We start from the raw sequence: 16774 nt of genomic DNA, 5'->3' as shown, positions 1-16774 counted from the left end.
TTTTTTTATGGACTTTATTTCATCCTACTCACAAAGTGGCCCGAGGGATTACAGTGCCATATCGTGTTGTGCAGATGCCGGTGCAGCAGTTTTATCCTGCGATGCAGCTGCGGCCGGAGCCTCGGTGCCCTTCTCTAAAATCTGCAATACCGGTGGCTTGACCAGACCCAGGGTCGCTGCGGTGTCATTCCACACTTGCTGAGTCAACGCCGGATCGTCATTCAGATTCTGGCCAAAGCTTGGAACGATTTTTCGAATCTTGCTCTGCCATGCTGCGGATTTAAACTCTTCAGGGAACAGCTTTTGCATCACGTTCAGAGCAATCGGTGCAGCGGTGGATGCGCCGGGAGAAGCACCCAGCAAAGCAGCTACGGTTTTCTGCTGGTCGGTAACAATCTCGGTACCGAGTTTCAGCACGCCACCTTTACTCTGGTCTTTTTTGATAATCTGCACGCGCTGACCGGCCTGAATCAGCTTCCAGTCTTCTTTTTTGGCATTCGGGAAATATTCCTTCAGTGCTGCAAAACGATCGTCATCACTCAACATAACCTGACCTATCAGATACTTAACCAGGTCGAAGTTATCCAGGCCAACGTGAGACATTGGCAGCAAGTTGTGAGTCGTGGTGGTGCTCAGCAAATCAAACAGTGAACCGTTTTTCAGGAACTTGGTAGAGAACGTAGCAAAAGGCCCGAACAGTACCACGCGCTTGCCGTCCAGGAAGCGGGCATCAAGATGCGGTACAGACATCGGCGGTGCGCCTACGGAAGCCTGTCCATAGACTTTTTCCAGATGACGTTCAGTAATCGCCGGGTTTTCAGTAACCAGGAACGAGCCGCCCACCGGGAAACCAGCGTAATTTTCGCCTTCAGGAATGCCGGTTTTTTGCAGCAGTTTCAAAGCTCCGCCACCGGCCCCAATAAATACATATTTAGCGTCAACTTCGCGCTCGTCACCGCTTTTTGCATCTTTGATGGTCACGTGCCAGGAATTGTCGGCATTGCGCGAGAAATCAGTGACTTCAGACGAGGTTTCCAGCTTGAAATTGTCGTTCTTTTTCAGGCTGCCAATCAGCTGACGGGTGATTTCACCGTAATTAACATCAGTACCTACCGGCGTCCAGGTTGCCGCAACTTTCTGCTGTGGGTCGCGTCCTTCCATTATCAACGGTGCCCATTGCTGAATCTGGCCGTGGTCGGTTGAGAATTTCATGCCCTGGAACAGCGTGGTTTTTTGCAGAGCCGCGTAACGTTTGGTCAGATACTCAACGTTTTTATCGCCCCACACGAAGCTCATGTGCGGTGTCGAGTTAATAAAGGAGTGCGGATCGTTCAGCACGCCGCTTTTTACCTGTGAAGTCCAGAATTGGCGCGAGATCATAAAGGCTTCATTGATCTCTAACGCCTTGCTGACGTCAATAGTTCCGTCCGGACGCTCCGGGGTATAGTTCAGCTCCATGTTGGCCGAGTGCCCGGTGCCCGCGTTGTTCCAGCCGTTGGAAGATTCCAGCGCCACGCCGTCGAGTTTCTCGACCATGATCTGTTTCCAGCTCGGCTGAAGTTCTTCTAACCAGGTGCCTAGTGAAGCGCTCATAATGCCGCCGCCAATCAGCAGCACATCGGTTTTCTCTGGCGCAGTTTCAGCATGAACGGCTGAACACACGAGCAATGCTGAAAGGGAGAGCGAAGGAAGTAATTTATTGACGTTAATCATTCCGGTTCTACACTTTGTTGTTTGATGACAGTAAAAAAGTGCGTGGAATTTAAGATATTGTTATCGATAAGTTAAAGTATCATTAGTTTTTTAATTAAAAATATTGGTTTATTGTTTCTTTAATTACAAAACCTCGAAGCCAGAACCCACGCCATTTAGCAGGATAATATCGCCCTCCGTGCGCTATTTTTCGATGATAGTCCGCCTTAATTCACCGCGTAGTTTTGCAACAAATACAGTAAACTGCCCTCTTTAAAGAATCTTCAAAGAATCGCCATGACAAGCCAGCAGCCGCAACAAAAGCCGGTGCGCAAACGCCCAATTAAACTCAGTACTCTGGTCACGCTAATGATCGGCGCGGTGATTGTCACGGTGCTGCTCAGCGTGCATTTACTGTATTACGTGCAGATTGAAAACTTCACCAAGATGCATCTGCAGGACAAAGCGATGGCGGTAGCGCGCACGCTGGCTTCATCGCCGGAAATCCAGCACGCGCTGTCCCTGCCCGCAGAAAGCAATATTATTCAGCCGATTGCCGCCCAGGTGAAAGATCGCGACTGCCTGCTGTTTGTCACCATCATTAATATGCAAGGTATTCGCTTCTCGCACCCGAATCCACAAAACATCGGTAAGCACTTTGTCGGTGAGGATTTTATTCCAGCGTTAAAGGGACAGGAAAATGTCTCTGTTAATCATGGTGTTCTGGTTGAGGCGCTGCGCGTTTTCACGCCTATTTACAATGCCCGGCGTCAACAAATTGGCGTGGTAGCCGTGGGTATTTCCCTCGATGACGTAACGCAGCAAATCACTCAAAGCCGCTGGAATATTCTCTGGACCGTGCTGTTTGGCGCTCTGGTTGGCCTGCTGGGCATTTTTATTTTGGTTAAAGCCTTGAAACGAATTTTGTTCGGGCTGGAGCCTTACGAAATTTCGACCCTGTTTGAACAGCGACAGGCGATCCTGGAGTCGATCAAAGAAGGGGTGATTGCCGTAGATGAACACTCGCGAGTGACCTTGATCAACAAGGCTGCGCGCCATCTGTTGCAGGAAACAGCAGCGGAAACCCCGCTAACCGGTGATGCGATCCCGGAGTCTTCAATGATGCTCAGCCATCTGCGCGAGGCGCTGCACAACGGAACCGCCTGGCACGATGAAAAAGTAAACGTTGCAGGGCGCGTGCTGATTAGCAATACCGTGCCGGTGCGCAGCGGCCAGCGAATTATTGGCGCGGTGTGTACCTTCAGGGACAAGACTGAGGTCAGTCAACTGATGCAGCGCATGGACGGCATGGTAAACTACGTCGATGCTCTGCGCGAACGCTCGCACGAATTTATGAACAAGCTGCACGTCATTCTTGGCCTGCTGCATATGAAAAACTTTACCCGCCTGGAGGAGTTTATCCTCAAGACCGCCAATAATTATCAGCTTGAAATTGGCGCATTGCAGGGGAAAATTCGCTCGCCTGTCATTGCCGGATTCTTGCTCAGCAAAATTGATCGCGCCAAGAGTTACGGGCATAAACTGCTGCTTAGCGAGGCTTGTGACCTGCCCGATAATGGCAGCGAGCAGCAGACCGCGGTGCTGATTACGGTGTTAGGCAACCTGATCGAGAATGCAATCGAGGCGCTGGACCACCAGCCGCAGGGGGAAATTCACGTTATGCTGCATTACCAGAATGGATGGCTGGCATGTGAAGTCAGTGATGACGGACCGGGCATCGCCGCCGATCGCTTAACGAGCATTTTTGAACGCGGCTTTTCATCCAAAGGCGAGCAGCGTGGTGTAGGACTGTTTCTGGTGGAGCAGCAAATTCATAGCCTGGGCGGCACTGTCACGGTGGAATCAGAACCGGAAGTTTACACTCAATTCCTGGTACAGCTACCGTGGGGAAAAGGAAACCATACCTGATGATTAATGTATTAGTGGTTGACGATGATGCCATGGTCGCCGAATTAAATCGTAGCTACATCGGCCAGGTGCCGGGCTTTAGCTGCTGTGGCGTCGCTGCAACGTTGCAGCAGGCGAAAGACCGTTTGCTGCACCATCACCCTGCCGTTGACCTGATTTTGCTGGATATTTATATGCAACAGGAAAACGGGTTGGATTTATTGCCCGAGTTGCGCAGCGCGCAGCACCCTTTCGATGTGATCATCATTTCTTCCGCCGCCGATGCTGCAACGATTAAAAACTCTCTGAACTATGGTGTGGTGGATTATCTGATCAAACCCTTCCAGTTTTCGCGTTTTGAGGAGGCGCTAACCGGCTGGCGACAAAAAAAACGCCTGCTGGAAAATCAGCCGTTTTATCAGCAGGCAGATGTCGATCGCCTGATTCACGGCAATCAGCCTGAAACTGAGCAAAAGAAATTACCCAAAGGATTAACTGCGCAGACGCTGAGAACGCTTTGTCAGTGGATTGATGCTCATCCTGACCAGGAGTTTTCAACGGATGAACTGGCAAACGAAGTGAGCATTTCGCGCGTTTCTTGCCGCAAATACCTGATTTGGCTGGCGCAGATGAACATTTTGTTCACCAGCATTCACTATGGCGTCACCGGCAGGCCGGTTTACCGTTATCGATTACAGTCTGAATATCACGCCTTACTGCAACAATACTGCCTGTAGAAAATAGTTGCCAGTAAGGCGTGTTTTGAGACGTCTATAACAAGAGGCTTAAACCGACAGCTCGGCGGTGTCGCCTTTATCCTGTAGCCAGTTGCGGCGATCTTCCGAGCGCTTTTTGGCTAACAGCATGTCCATCATGCGCAGTGTCTGATCGATATCTGCTTCATCGATAGTCAGCTGTACCAGACGACGAGTGTTAGGATCCAGCGTCGTTTCACGCAGCTGCAGTGGGTTCATCTCACCCAATCCTTTGAATCGCTGGACATTTGGCTTGCCTTTTTTACGCTTAAGCTGCTCCAGCACGCCGGTTTTCTCTTCTTCATCCAGCGCATAGAACACCTCTTTACCCAAGTCGATGCGGTACAGAGGCGGCATGGCGACGTAAACGTGGCCGCCGCGCACCAAGGAACGGAAGTGACGGACAAACAGTGCGCACAGCAATGTGGCGATGTGTAAGCCATCGGAGTCGGCATCCGCGAGGATACAGATCTTGCCGTAGCGCAGCTGGCTCAAGTCTTCACTGTCAGGATCGATGCCGATCGCCACAGAAATATCGTGAACTTCCTGCGAGGCCAACACTTCATCGGAAGAAACTTCCCAGGTGTTGAGGATCTTACCCTTCAACGGCATGATCGCTTGATATTCGCGGTCGCGCGCCTGTTTGGCAGAGCCGCCCGCGGAATCCCCTTCCACCAGGAACAGCTCGGTCATTTTCAAATCTTGCGAGGTGCAGTCCGCCAGTTTGCCAGGCAATGCCGGGCCGCTGGTCAGCTTTTTACGCACCACTTTTTTCGCCGCACGCATGCGACGCTGCGCGCTGGAAATTGCCAACTCGGCCAGCTGCTCGGCAGCTTGCACGTTCTGGTTCAGCCACAGGCTAAAGGCATCTTTGACTACGCCGGAAACAAAAGCCGCACACTGGCGGGAAGACAGGCGTTCTTTGGTCTGACCGGCAAACTGGGGATCCTGCATCTTCACCGACAGCACGTAGGCGCAGCGTTCCCAAATATCTTCGGCAGAGAGTTTGACCCCGCGCGGCAGGATATTTCGAAACTCGCAGAACTCGCGCATTGCGTCGAGCAGGCCCTGACGCAGCCCATTGACGTGGGTACCGCCCTGCATGGTCGGGATCAGATTGACGTAGCTCTCGGTGAGCATTTCACCGCCCTCGGGCAACCACAGCAGCGCCCAGTCGACCGCTTCGGTGTCACCGGCAAAGGCACCGACAAAAGCTTTTTCCGGCAGGGTTATCAAACCGTTGACTGCTTCCATCAGGTAATCGGTCAGGCCGTCCTGATAACACCAACTCTGCTCGGTATTGTTCACCTGATCTTTAAAGGTAATTTCAACGCCAGGACACAGTACCGCTTTGGCCTTCAGCAAATGGCTGAGGCGACTGACCGAAAAACGCGGGCTGTCAAAGAAGCTTACGTCTGGCCAGAAATGTACGCTGGTACCGGTGTTGCGTTTGCCCACGGTGCCGGTCACTGTCAAGTCCTGGACTTTATCGCCGTTTTCAAACGCCATGGAATAGATTTGCCCATCGCGGCGCACAGTCACTTCGACGCGTTTCGACAGGGCATTAACCACCGAGATCCCCACGCCGTGCAGGCCGCCGGAGAACTGATAGTTTTTGTTGGAGAATTTACCGCCCGCGTGCAGGCGACAGAAAATTAGTTCAACTGCCGGAATACCTTCTTCCTGGTGGATATCCACCGGCATGCCGCGACCGTCATCGGTCACTTCAAGTGACTGATCGGCGTGCAGAATAACTTCAATACGACGGGCATGGCCCGCCAGCGCCTCATCGACACTGTTATCGATGACTTCCTGGCCGAGATGGTTCGGCCGCGAGGTATCGGTATACATGCCAGGGCGGCGGCGCACCGGCTCAAGGCCGCTGAGGACCTCAATGGAATCCGCGTTATAAGTAGATTGGCTCATCGTTTATTAATTCGTGGCTCTGGTTGTGAGTGAACGATACTGTTGTTGGCAAAAACTACTCCGCTGCCAACCCCAAGAAATCCACAATCGGTGAGAAATAACGTTCAAACCCGACAAATGCATGATTACCCTCGGGTTCTACGGTCTGGCGGCACGACGTATAATACGACAGGGCCTGACGGTAATCGAGGGTCTCATCGCCGGTTTGCTGGAGTAACCAGAGTAAATCCGGTGACTCTAAAGGCTCGATCTGCATCACTTTGAGATCGTAAACATGGCGAGACTCTAACACATATTGCTGGCCGGTGTAGGGGTTGTGATTCACACCGAGATAGTCGATTAAAAGTTCATAAGGTCTAACCGCCGGGTTAACCACCACCGCGGGTAATGTAAAGCATTGCGACAGCCAGGTAGCGTAAAACCCCCCAAGCGACGAACCGACAATGCCGATCCGCTCGCCGGATTTATCCATCACCAGCTTCTCTAGCTGCTCTGCGGCATCGGCTGGGAATGGCAAAAGCTGCGGCACCAGCATCTCGATGTGCGGGTGATGCTCGGCCAGCCAATTTTTCATCGCCGTAGCCTTGGCAGAATGGGGAGAACTGTTAAAACCGTGCAAATACAGCAAGGTGCTCATTAATAACCTTCCGCATCGGCGTCAGGGCTGAACTCATCGCTTTGCAAACGGCAGACTTCGGTCTCGACGTTTCCGTCAGGATGTAGCGTAAGATACCGCCAGCCGGGTGCCACTGAGTCCAGAGTGAAATTGGTGCAGTGCGGTTTAAACTGCACGCAGGTGGAAGGCGTTGCATACAGTCGCTTGCCGTACCAGTCGAGATCAAGTTCCTGATGGATATGTCCGCAAATCAGCGTCGATACCTTAGGGTAATCTTCCAGCACTGACGCCAGCGTGTGGGCGTTGCGCAGGCTGTGCTGATCCAGCCAGGTACAGCCCGAAGGCAGCGGATGGTGATGGAGCATAATCAGAGTAAAACGCTCGGGGAACTGGTCGAGGCAGCGGGTCATCCATTCAAGCTGATACTCGCTGAGTTCGCCATGAGGCACGCCAAAAACCTGAGTATCAAGCAGCAAAACCTGCCAGTTTTTGCCTAGTAGCACCTGTTTGGACGGCCTGATCTCTGCTTCTGCCAGCGCGTCAACCATCGCCGGTTGAAAATCGTGATTTCCGGGCAACCAGACGCAAGGGGCATTAAGACGGCTCACGCCCCGGGCAAAATGGTGATAGGCCTCAAGCGACTGATCCTGGGCGAGATCGCCGGTTGCAGCAATCAGGTCAACCTCGCGTTGCTGCGCGCAGATGGCGTCCAGCACGGCTCGATAGCTGCGAAAAGTATTCACGCCCAGCAAAGTCTGGTCTTCACCCGCAAAAAGATGAGTGTCTGTTATCTGCAGTATCCTGACTTTGGCCCCATCTACCAAAGGCAGCTCAAACAGGCTTTCCAAATTCGATCCTTTGTTATCAAAGTCTGTCTAATAAACCGGAACTGGCATAGCTCCATGCGCCAGGCAATAGCGCAACCAATCGGCTAGAAACTGGTTAATTTGATGCTTTTCGTCACGCTGATGCAACTTTTTATTAGGATAATCATAGCGTGCCTTGAAGCGAAAGATCTGTTGGCTCGCACACACTTCAGCAACCATTGCATCATGATAAAGACGCACGCTCATTGAAGGCAGGCTCCAATAGCTAACGGCCGGAACGGTTTGCTTGATCTCGACCAGTGAAGTATAGCGTGTCGATTCCAGAATTTTTAACTGGTAGGTCGCGTTAGTCACCTGATAGGTCACCGTCTGCCCCACTTCATCGTTACGAGGCAGCAAACGGCGCAGCTGTGCAAAGTTGGTTTCGCACAATCGCATCATTTCAGGGAAATCGGGTACATAGCGCTTTATCATTCTTTAGCCCATTCTTTTTTCAAGGATTCATGGTGCAGAGCCAGCCACTGTAAGGCAATCACTGACGCAGCATTATCTATTGCTCCTTCTTCCACCCAGCGGTAAGCCTGTTCCCGGCTAACCACATGCACCTGGATGTCTTCATTTTCAGTTTCCAGACCATGAATTCCTTTTGCCGTAGAGGCATCAACCTCGCCGATCATAATAGAAAGACGCTCACTGGTGCCACCCGGACTGGCCAGATAACTCAGTGCGGGTTTGCAGCGCCCAACGATGATGCCGGCTTCTTCCGATGCTTCGCGGCGGGCGACATCTTCTACTGATTCACCCTCTTCAATAATACCGGCCACCATCTCGAGTAGCCAGGGGGTGTCGCTGCTTTCCATGGCAGGCAGGCGAATTTGTTCAATCAGCACGACCTCATCGCGTAGCGGATCATAAGGAAGCAGCACCGCAGCATGGCCACGTTCGAACACTTCCCGTACCACCTCGCCGCTCATTTCACCATTAAACAGACGATGGCGAAACCGATACGCGTTAATTGCGAAAAATCCCTGATAGCGGTTCTCAACTGCAATAATCTCGACATCTTTCTTGCCGAGACGCACTGGAGAATGTTTAAAATTACTCATTCGGCCTCGCCCTGTCAGTGGTTAAAGGTAAATTATCTTCAACAGAGATAATTTAGATGAAGACGCGGTAATAATAATCAAGGTTTTTTGTGTTAGATTTGGATTCGCGCGAGTGAGAGGGCACTTAAGGCCACATAATTTGCTCACAGGTCTCTGCTAGTATCCGCGTCGATACCTCAATGGTTAATGACAGCACTAAATAATAACATTGCTGCACTACAAGGAATGCAAATGAAGAAACTGCTCCCTATTCTCATCATGCTGGGCCTCGGCGGCTTCAGCACGGTAAGCCAGGCTGAAAATCTCATGCAGGTATATAAGCAAGCCAGGGAAAGTAACCCGGATTTGCGAGCTTCTGCCGCAACGCGCGATGCTGCATTCGAGAAAATTAATGAAGCACGCAGCCCGTTGCTGCCACAGCTCGGATTAGGGCTCGATTATGATTACACCAACGGTTACCGTGATGCCAATGGGGTAAACAGTAAAGTCGCCAGCGGAGCTTTGCAGTTAACGCAGACAATATTTGATATGTCTAAATGGCGCTCGCTGACATTGCAGGAAAAAACTGCCGGCATTGCCGATGTCACCTATCAGACCGCGCAGCAGACTCTTATTCTGAACACCGCCACCGCCTATTTCAACGTTTTGAGTGCGATTGATGCACTCACCTATGTCGAAGCTCAGAAACAGGCGGTTTATCGCGAATTGGATCAGACTACCCAGCGTTTTGGCGTTGGCCTGGTTGCCATCACTGATGTGCAAAACGCCCGTTCCTCCTATGACACCGTGTTGGCCAACGAAGTTACTGCCCGTAACGCTTTGGATAATTACATTGAAGTATTGCGTCAGGTTACCGGCGTTTACTATCCACAGCTGGCTTCGTTGAATATCAACACCTTCAATACTCAGCGACCAGAGCCGGTGCAAAAGCTGTTGAAAGAAGGCGAGAATCGCAATCTCACCCTGCTTTCGGCGCGCCTGTCACAGGATTTGGCGCGTGAAGAAATTCGCTATTATGAAGCAGGCCATATGCCAACGCTGGATCTGACAGCGTCGACCGGCCTCACCAACACTAAATATAACGGCAGCAGAACCGGTCCGTTAAATGGCTACGATGACTCTATCGCTGGCGATAACAAGGTCGGCCTGAGCCTGACTATCCCAATTTATAGTGGCGGTCAGGTTACTTCGCAGGTCAAGCAGGCGCAGTTGAGCTTCTTGTCCTACAGCGAACAGCTAGAAAGCGCCTACCGTAGCATGGTGCAAACTGTCCGTTCCTCCTTTAACAATATTTCCGCGTCGATCAGCAGCATTAATGCTTATCGGCAGGCTGTGGTTTCTGCGCAAAGCTCTCTCGATGCTTCAGAAGCCGGTTATAAAGTCGGCACGCGTACTATCGTTGACGTACTCGATGCCACCACGACGCTTTATAACGCCAAGCAGGAACTTTCCAGTGCGCGCTATACCTACCTTATTAATCAGCTTAACGTAAAATCAGCACTCGGCACGCTTAATGAAAATGATTTGCTGGCGCTTAATGGTTTCCTGAGCGTGCCCGTTTCGACCAACCCTGAACAGGTTGCGCCGGAAACGCCACAGCAAAACGCGGCGGCTGACGGCTATGACAATGACGTCACGCCACAGGCCGCGCCACTTCCAACAGCTCCGGTTGTTCGTGCCAGCGATCGAGTTGCTCCTAAAAGTGCTAAAAAGAGCGGTAATCCTTTCCAAAACTAATGTTTATGTCCTTGATAGCCGCTCACTTGCAGATATCAAGAATCTAAAAAACCGCCTTTGTTGGGCGGTTTTTACTTTCTGATTTCCTAAAATAGCCGTTTCGCGAGTTATTTCACGTCTGAACGTAAAGTCTCGTAACGTTTGCCTTTCCTGCTTTAATAGTAAGCATCTTTACCTTATTCTTATTCTGTTACAAATGTAAGTTACTCTGGGAAAGGGCGAAAAAGCCCGTCTATGGGATCTATAAAATGAAACGGACACAAAATATTAATCTGGCTACCTTCCGGAAATCCTGGCGTAGCTCGCGAATTACCCCTGTTGCTGTGGCAATCAGCGCCGTTTTCATGCTCAGCGCCTGCGAAAAAAGCGATGATAAAGTTTCGATGTATCAGAATGCGGATGACTGTTCCAAGGCTAATCCGTCTAACAGCGCGCAATGCACCAAGGCTTTTAGCGACGCAAAAGTTGAAGCTGCTAAAACCGCGCCTAAATATGCCAATCGCGCTGACTGTGTTGCCGAATTCGGTGAAAATCAGTGTACCCAAGCCCCAGCCCAGGCGGGTATGAACGCCGAATCGCAATCGGGCGGCAGCATGTGGATGCCATTGATGGCCGGTTTTATGATGGGTCGCATGATGGGCGGCGGTGGATACGCGCAGCAGCCGTTGTTCACCTCGAAATCAGCGGGCAGCCCGGCGAACGGCAAGTTTGTTGATGCCACAGGTAAAAGCTACGGCCCGGCAACTTCTGGCCGCAGCATGAACGTTCCGCCTTCAGCCATGGCACCTAAACCCGCTACCACCAGCACCGTAACTCGCGGTGGTTTTGGCGAAAGCGTCGCTAAACAAACCTCAATGCAGCGCAGTGCAGCATCGGCAACTCGCACGCCAATGCGCAGTATGGGTGGCTAATAATGAAACGCGTAGCCCTGCAAGAACGCCCGAATTGGCGCGAGAAAGCCACTGAGTTTGGTTTCAATTTTCACACCATGTACGGCGAACCTTACTGGTGTGAGGATGCTTATTATCAATTCACGATGGCCCAGATCGATCAGATTGAAGATGCCACCGCCGAGCTGCACCAGATGTGCCTTAAAGTCGTCGAGCGCGTGGTCAACAGTGATGAATTGATGGCGAAGTTTCAAATTCCCCGGCACGTTTGGGAATTTGTCAGAGCCTCATGGCGCGCACAACAGCCTTCGCTCTACTCGCGGCTGGATCTGGTTTACGACGGCGTTAATCCTCCGAAACTGCTGGAGAACAATGCCGATACGCCAACCTCGCTTTATGAAGCAGCGTTTTTCCAGTGGCTATGGCTTGAAGATCAGATAGCTGCAGGCAACCTTCCGCCAAATGCCGATCAGTTTAATAGCATGCAGGAAAAGCTGATTGAACGTTTTACCGAGCTGAAAAACCAGCACGGTTTTTCGCTGCTGCATTTTGCCTGCTGTCAGGACACCGAGGAAGATCGCGGAACAGTGCAATATTTGCAGGACTGTGCGCTCGAAGCCGGGCTGGCCAGCGAGTTTCTTTATATAGAAGAGATAGGCCTTGGAGAACGCGGGCAGTTTACCGATCCACAAGATCAGATCATCAGTAATCTGTTCAAGCTCTATCCATGGGAATTCATGTTTCGTGAGACGTTCTCCACCAAGCTCGAAGATGCCGGTGTGCGCTGGCTTGAGCCAGCATGGAAGGCCATTATTTCCAACAAAGCCTTGCTGCCGCTGTTGTGGGAGATGTTTCCGAATCACCCTAACCTGCTCGAGTCCTACTTTGCCGACGATGCGCATCCGCCGATGAACAGTTATGTAATAAAGCCGCTGTTCTCTCGCGAGGGGGCAAACATCCGTATCATTGAAAACGGTAAAGAGCTCGCCAGCGCGGACGGCCCTTACGGTAAAGAAGGAATGATCGTGCAAGAGTATTGCCCGATGCCGCGCTTCAACGACAGCTATACGCTGATCGGCAGTTGGTTAATCAACGACAAACCTTGCGGCATCGGACTGCGTGAAGACAGAGCGCTGATCACCCAGGATCTCTCGCGCTTCTATCCGCATAGCATTATAGATTAGCGATCTTTGACTTAACCAAGCTGCACCGAAAGCATGCTCAGCGAGCTCATCACGATCCCTTCAGTTGGCTTGGTGATGGGCTCTACGCCGTCCCACGATCCCAATAAATACAGTAATGGTAAATAGTGATCGGGCGTTGGGTTCGACAGCGCGCCGCCTTCATGCTGCATAAAATTGACCAACGGATGATCCTTCGCTTCGCCTTTCCACTCTAAATTATCTTCTACAAACTGCTCGAAGGATTCAGCCCAAGGATAAGGGGCGGCATTGCCTTCCCATTTCACCATCCGCAAATTATGCACCACGTTGCCGCTGGCGACGATCATCACGCCTTCTTCACGCAGTGCTGCCAGCTTTTTACCCAGTTGATAATGATATTCGGCTGGTTTTGTTCCATCGATGCTGAGCTGGATCATCGGGATATCCGCATCAGGATACATCTTGATCAACACGCCCCAGGATCCGTGGTCGAAGCCCCACTCACCGGTATCAGCAATGACATCAATCGGCTCGAGCAATTCTTGTACCCGTTTCGCCAACGCCGGTGAACCCGGTGCCGGATAGCGTTTATCAAACAGCGCCTGCGGAAAAGCGCCAAAGTCGTGAATAGTACGTGGATGTTCCATCGCAGTAACGGCAGTGCCTCGGGTGTACCAGTGGGCAGAAACGGCAAGTATGGCTTTCGGACGCGGCAAGTTTTGCCCCAGCGCTTCCCAGGCACGAGTATAAATGTTGTCTTCGAGCACGTTCATCGGGCTACCGTGCCCAAGAAACAGCGCTGGCATGCGTGAGGTGGTCATAAGTTTTTCCTTACCGCTCAGATTAGGAGGCAATGGCGCGCTGTCCGGGGTTACACCGCAGCGACCATTCGATAGAAAGAGATTACTCCTTTAGCTTGTCTGAAACAGCCGGATAACTGTGATGAAGATATTCAATAAATTTGAATACAAACTTTCTAACTCATGCGCAGAGACGTCAAAAAATTCTTAATGATTGTAAAAATAGCGATGATAAATTATGCGTTTAGAGATCGGCAGACGTAAAAAAACCGACGCGCTGACGTCGGCATTTATTAACTGCTCCAGGACTACAGCGACATTTAACCGGCCTGCTGAGTCAGTGCCTCGCGATAGGCAACCAAGTCATCAATGGTAACAATCGGCATATTGTGGCCGTTGGCAAAGCTGATGCATTCTGGCGCGTGGGCCATGGAACCATCATCGTTAGTCAATTCACACAGCACGCCATACGGGCGGAAACCCGCAAGGCTCACCAGATCGATGGTCGCTTCTGTGTGACCACGGCGGGTCAATACGCCGCCATCACGGGCACGCAACGGGAAAACGTGTCCAGGGCGGTTAAGGTCTGATGGCTTCGCGTTATCGGCAATCGCCGCACGAATAGTGGTCAAACGGTCGCTCGCCGAAACGCCAGTGGTGACGCCAGCAGCGGCTTCGATAGTTACGGTAAAACCGGTCTGAAAGTGGCTGGAATTGTGCTCAACCATCATCGGCAATTCAAGCTGCTTACGGCGTTCGTCGGTAAGGCACAGGCAAACAATTCCGCTGCCGTGGCGAATAGACAACGCCATCTGTTCAACGGTCATGGTTTCTGCGGCGAAAATCATATCACCTTCGTTTTCGCGGTTTTCGTCGTCCAGTACCATCACACCCTGACCATTGCGCAGTGCCGAAAGCGCACGTTCAACGCGTTCTACGGGTGTACCGAATTCGGAAAGTAAAGTCTGATTCATGGTAAAATAACCTCATTAACACAATGAAAAATAAATGGATTACCAGAATCAGGGCGTCTTGCGGAGTAAGCATAGCCGTACGAATAGCAGGCTATCGCTATAAAATAACGTAGCGGGCAATCAAGCCCGATAAATTCGTTAATCTCTCCCATCCGGACTATAACCGTCGGCCCCGGAATTACACCGGATCTGCTGACCTTGAGCTCTCCCTAAAGAGAAACTCAAGCGCTCGCGGGCTTCCACGATGATGAAAGAGTGTTTCACCAATTTACTCTGTGGTTTACCGCCGGTGGGGACTTGCACCCCGCCCTGAGAATAAGCAAAGCAACTATAACGCCAAAAAAACGTCGGGGCAATGACCCCTTTGTGCTATTAAAAGCCAGTACATAGGTTTATAGAATGGCGTTCAGGCATTACACTAAGAGAACGCCACTTTTCTGAAACAGGGTAACGACAATGATCGACACTAAAAAAATTGAACAAATTGCTCGACAGGTGCATGAAGCGCTGCCGAAAGGCATCCGCGATTTTGGGGAAGATACTGAAAAGAAAGTGCGCCAGGTTCTTCAGGCTCAGTTCAGCCGCATGGATCTCGTTAACCGTGAAGAATTCGACGTGCAAACTCAGGTATTGTTGCGCACCCGTGAAAAACTGACCTTGCTGGAACAACGTCTCGCCGAACTGGAAGGTAAGCTGAATACCGCAACGACTGCGCCAGTGCCAAACGTAGCGACCGCCCCAGCTGCGGCTCCAAAAGCAGAGTAATTATACGGATCGGCAGTTTTCAGTCCGTTTAATCCTGCAGAACAAAAAGGCCGGCATCTCGGCTGGCCTTTTTCATTTGAAGAAAATTATTTATTTTTCAGATTGTTATAGAAAAATCGTACCAATAGCGAATTAATCTTGCTGCGCTTTGATCTGATTAATGATTTTAGTCGTCGACAAACCGTCCTCGAAGTTCAGCACTTTAACTTCGCCACCGTTCGCCCAAACCTCATCACAGCCTGCAATCTCGTGCGGCTGATAGTCTCCGCCTTTTACCAACAGATACGGCAAGATACCGGCAATCAGGCGACGTGGCGTATCTTCCTCGAAGCCGACCACCCAATCCACAGCGCCAAGCGCGGCCAATACAGCCATGCGCTGAGCCAGCGGATTCACGGGTCGCGTCTCGCCCTTCAGGCGTTTGGTAGAGGCATCGCTGTTAACGGCGACAATCAGGCGATCGCCCAACTTGCGGGCGTTGGCCAGATATGAAACGTGGCCAGCGTGCAAAATGTCGAAAATGCCGTTAGTCATAACGACCTTCTCACCACGTTTGCGCGCCTGCTCAACCGCAAGCTTTAGCTCTTCTTCGCTCATCACGCCAAAGCCGGTTTCTGAACGGCCGTGGATGGCGTTTTCCAACTCGACAATAGAAACAGTAGACGTCCCGAGCTTGGCGACGACCACACCGGCAGCAGCATTGGCCAGGAAGCAGGCATCTTCCAGACTCGCGCCCGCGGCCAGCACAGTGGCCAGCACGCCGATTACCGTATCGCCAGCGCCGGTCACGTCGAACACTTCCTGCGCCTGCGTCGGCAAATGTAGCGGAGTTTTACCCGGCTGCAGCAAGGTCATGCCCTGTTCAGAGCGAGTGACCAACAGCGCGGAAAGCTCAAAGCTAGCGATGAGCGCCATGCCTTTTTCCACCAGCTGATCTTCGGTTTTGCAAGGGCCAACGACTGCTTCAAATTCGGAAAGATTAGGCGTTAGCAGCGTCGCCCCACGATAGCGCTCGAAATCCGATCCCTTAGGATCGATCAATACGGGAACTCCTGCGGCATTGGCCAGCGCAATCATTTGCTCGATGTCTTTCAGTGCCCCTTTGGCATAGTCTGAAAGCACCAGCGCGCCGGTATGCGGCAGCGCAAGCTTGATTTTTTCAAGCATCGGCTGCAGATCGACATCCTCAAAACCTTCTTCAAAATCAAGGCGAATCAGCTGCTGGTTGCGCGACAGGATGCGTAATTTAGTGATAGTTGGATGAGACGGCACGGCGAGAAAATCACAGGTGACGTTTACTTCGCTCAAACGTTCGTTTAAAGCACGCGCGGCATCATCTGCGCCGGTCAGGCCTATTAGCCGAGAACGCGCACCGAGCGAGGCAATGTTCATTGCCACGTTTGCTGCACCGCCCGGACGCTCTTCAATGGTGTTGACTTTAACCACTGGCACCGGGGCTTCCGGTGAAATACGGCTGGTTGGGCCATACCAGTAGCGGTCTAGCATTACGTCACCAACCACCAAAACACCGGCACGGTGAAACTCAGGCAAAGTTACTTTCATCCCACACTCCAAAACAGATATACCCATCACTCTTGGGCAGAAAACTCGGCAA

General features: G+C 51.6%; 15 protein-coding genes and 1 riboswitch. Of the genes, 6 read left to right on the top strand and 9 right to left on the bottom strand.

Going from position 1 to position 16774, the window contains the following annotated elements; genetic code table 11:
* Positions 1-48 precede the first annotated feature (48 nt).
* Positions 49-1713 carry a malate dehydrogenase (quinone) gene (gene mqo / locus SPM24T3_RS19505; RefSeq protein ID WP_009638532.1) on the bottom strand — a complete coding sequence of 555 codons (1665 nt, stop codon included), beginning with the start codon at positions 1711-1713 and terminating at the stop codon, positions 49-51.
* A 276-nt stretch (positions 1714-1989) separates the two neighbouring features.
* Here mqo and SPM24T3_RS19500 point away from each other — a divergent pair, with 276 nt between their 5' ends.
* Positions 1990-3621, top strand: a complete 1632-nt coding sequence (locus tag SPM24T3_RS19500; RefSeq protein ID WP_009638531.1) for a sensor histidine kinase — start codon at positions 1990-1992, stop codon at positions 3619-3621.
* On the top strand, positions 3621-4337 hold the full coding sequence (gene dcuR / locus SPM24T3_RS19495; RefSeq protein ID WP_009638530.1) for a two-component system response regulator DcuR: 717 nt from the start codon (positions 3621-3623) through the stop codon (positions 4335-4337). The genes SPM24T3_RS19500 and dcuR overlap by 1 nt, the downstream gene beginning before the upstream one ends.
* 48 nt (positions 4338-4385) lie before the next feature.
* Here the strand turns inward: dcuR and parE are convergent, their stop codons facing one another.
* The 5 genes from parE to nudF are packed head-to-tail and all read right to left on the bottom strand — an operon-like array spanning position 4386 to position 8830.
* Positions 4386-6281 carry a DNA topoisomerase IV subunit B gene (gene parE, locus SPM24T3_RS19490; protein ID WP_009638529.1) on the bottom strand — a complete coding sequence of 632 codons (1896 nt, stop codon included), beginning with the start codon at positions 6279-6281 and terminating at the stop codon, positions 4386-4388.
* 55 nt (positions 6282-6336) lie between these two features.
* Positions 6337-6918 carry an esterase YqiA gene (yqiA, locus tag SPM24T3_RS19485; protein WP_009638528.1) on the bottom strand — a complete coding sequence of 194 codons (582 nt, stop codon included), beginning with the start codon at positions 6916-6918 and terminating at the stop codon, positions 6337-6339.
* Entirely contained in the window at positions 6918-7745 is an 828-nt protein-coding gene (gene cpdA, locus SPM24T3_RS19480; protein WP_009638527.1) for a 3',5'-cyclic-AMP phosphodiesterase, read from the bottom strand. Before cpdA ends, yqiA begins: the two co-directional genes overlap by 1 nt.
* Positions 7746-7772: 27 nt before the next feature.
* The gene (locus SPM24T3_RS19475; RefSeq protein ID WP_086013240.1) at positions 7773-8195 is read right to left on the bottom strand and encodes a DUF1249 family protein; all 423 of its coding nucleotides are present in this window, start codon (positions 8193-8195) and stop codon (positions 7773-7775) included.
* Positions 8195-8830 carry an ADP-ribose diphosphatase gene (gene nudF, locus SPM24T3_RS19470; RefSeq protein ID WP_009638525.1) on the bottom strand — a complete coding sequence of 212 codons (636 nt, stop codon included), beginning with the start codon at positions 8828-8830 and terminating at the stop codon, positions 8195-8197. The genes SPM24T3_RS19475 and nudF overlap by 1 nt, the downstream gene beginning before the upstream one ends.
* Positions 8831-9061: 231 nt before the next feature.
* Between nudF and tolC the strand changes: the two genes are divergently transcribed.
* The 3 genes from tolC to SPM24T3_RS19455 all read left to right on the top strand — a co-directional run bounded on the left by tolC (position 9062) and on the right by SPM24T3_RS19455 (position 12641).
* Positions 9062-10567: an outer membrane channel protein TolC gene (tolC, locus tag SPM24T3_RS19465; RefSeq protein ID WP_009638524.1), complete on the top strand. Its 1506-nt coding sequence runs from the start codon at positions 9062-9064 to the stop codon at positions 10565-10567.
* Positions 10568-10815: 248 nt separating this feature from the next.
* Complete coding sequence (locus tag SPM24T3_RS19460) at positions 10816-11478, top strand: DUF1190 family protein (protein ID WP_009638523.1); 663 nt, start codon at positions 10816-10818, stop codon at positions 11476-11478.
* 2 nt (positions 11479-11480) lie between these two features.
* Positions 11481-12641, top strand: a complete 1161-nt coding sequence (locus tag SPM24T3_RS19455) for a glutathionylspermidine synthase family protein (protein ID WP_009638522.1) — start codon at positions 11481-11483, stop codon at positions 12639-12641.
* Positions 12642-12652: 11 nt separating this feature from the next.
* On the opposite strand, the gene ygiD is transcribed toward SPM24T3_RS19455, so the two are convergent.
* Positions 12653-13441, bottom strand: a complete 789-nt coding sequence (gene ygiD, locus SPM24T3_RS19450) for a 4,5-DOPA dioxygenase extradiol (protein WP_009638521.1) — start codon at positions 13439-13441, stop codon at positions 12653-12655.
* 299 nt (positions 13442-13740) lie between these two features.
* Positions 13741-14394, bottom strand: a complete 654-nt coding sequence (ribB, locus tag SPM24T3_RS19445) for a 3,4-dihydroxy-2-butanone-4-phosphate synthase (protein WP_009638520.1) — start codon at positions 14392-14394, stop codon at positions 13741-13743.
* A 136-nt stretch (positions 14395-14530) separates the two neighbouring features.
* A riboswitch (FMN riboswitch) is annotated at positions 14531-14715 on the bottom strand.
* A gap of 135 nt (positions 14716-14850) precedes the next feature.
* On the opposite strand from ribB, the gene SPM24T3_RS19440 reads away from it, so the two are divergent.
* A complete protein-coding gene (locus tag SPM24T3_RS19440) occupies positions 14851-15159 on the top strand; it encodes an accessory factor UbiK family protein (RefSeq protein ID WP_009638519.1) in 309 nt (102 codons plus the stop codon).
* Positions 15160-15291: 132 nt separating this feature from the next.
* On the opposite strand, the gene hldE is transcribed toward SPM24T3_RS19440, so the two are convergent.
* A complete protein-coding gene (gene hldE / locus SPM24T3_RS19435) occupies positions 15292-16722 on the bottom strand; it encodes a bifunctional D-glycero-beta-D-manno-heptose-7-phosphate kinase/D-glycero-beta-D-manno-heptose 1-phosphate adenylyltransferase HldE (RefSeq protein WP_009638517.1) in 1431 nt (476 codons plus the stop codon).
* Positions 16723-16774: the final 52 nt, after the last annotated feature.

This window comes from Serratia sp. M24T3 (assembly GCF_000257645.1).
Taxonomy (GTDB): Bacteria; Pseudomonadota; Gammaproteobacteria; order Enterobacterales; family Enterobacteriaceae; genus Rouxiella.
This window is presented reverse-complemented; position numbering and strand designations above follow the sequence as displayed.

What these genes read in the sequence shown, in the direction of transcription:
- mqo (WP_009638532.1), bottom strand. Translation starts at nt 1,713, where the DNA reads ATGATTAACGTCAATAAATTACTTCCTTCGCTCTCCCTTTCAGCATTG.
- SPM24T3_RS19500 (WP_009638531.1), top strand. Translation starts at nt 1,990, where the DNA reads ATGACAAGCCAGCAGCCGCAACAAAAGCCGGTGCGCAAACGCCCAATT.
- dcuR (WP_009638530.1), top strand. Translation starts at nt 3,621, where the DNA reads ATGATTAATGTATTAGTGGTTGACGATGATGCCATGGTCGCCGAATTA.
- parE (WP_009638529.1), bottom strand. Translation starts at nt 6,281, where the DNA reads ATGAGCCAATCTACTTATAACGCGGATTCCATTGAGGTCCTCAGCGGC.
- yqiA (WP_009638528.1), bottom strand. Translation starts at nt 6,918, where the DNA reads ATGAGCACCTTGCTGTATTTGCACGGTTTTAACAGTTCTCCCCATTCT.
- nudF (WP_009638525.1), bottom strand. Translation starts at nt 8,830, where the DNA reads ATGAGTAATTTTAAACATTCTCCAGTGCGTCTCGGCAAGAAAGATGTC.
- tolC (WP_009638524.1), top strand. Translation starts at nt 9,062, where the DNA reads ATGAAGAAACTGCTCCCTATTCTCATCATGCTGGGCCTCGGCGGCTTC.
- SPM24T3_RS19460 (WP_009638523.1), top strand. Translation starts at nt 10,816, where the DNA reads ATGAAACGGACACAAAATATTAATCTGGCTACCTTCCGGAAATCCTGG.
- SPM24T3_RS19455 (WP_009638522.1), top strand. Translation starts at nt 11,481, where the DNA reads ATGAAACGCGTAGCCCTGCAAGAACGCCCGAATTGGCGCGAGAAAGCC.
- ygiD (WP_009638521.1), bottom strand. Translation starts at nt 13,441, where the DNA reads ATGACCACCTCACGCATGCCAGCGCTGTTTCTTGGGCACGGTAGCCCG.
- ribB (WP_009638520.1), bottom strand. Translation starts at nt 14,394, where the DNA reads ATGAATCAGACTTTACTTTCCGAATTCGGTACACCCGTAGAACGCGTT.
- SPM24T3_RS19440 (WP_009638519.1), top strand. Translation starts at nt 14,851, where the DNA reads ATGATCGACACTAAAAAAATTGAACAAATTGCTCGACAGGTGCATGAA.
- hldE (WP_009638517.1), bottom strand. Translation starts at nt 16,722, where the DNA reads ATGAAAGTAACTTTGCCTGAGTTTCACCGTGCCGGTGTTTTGGTGGTT.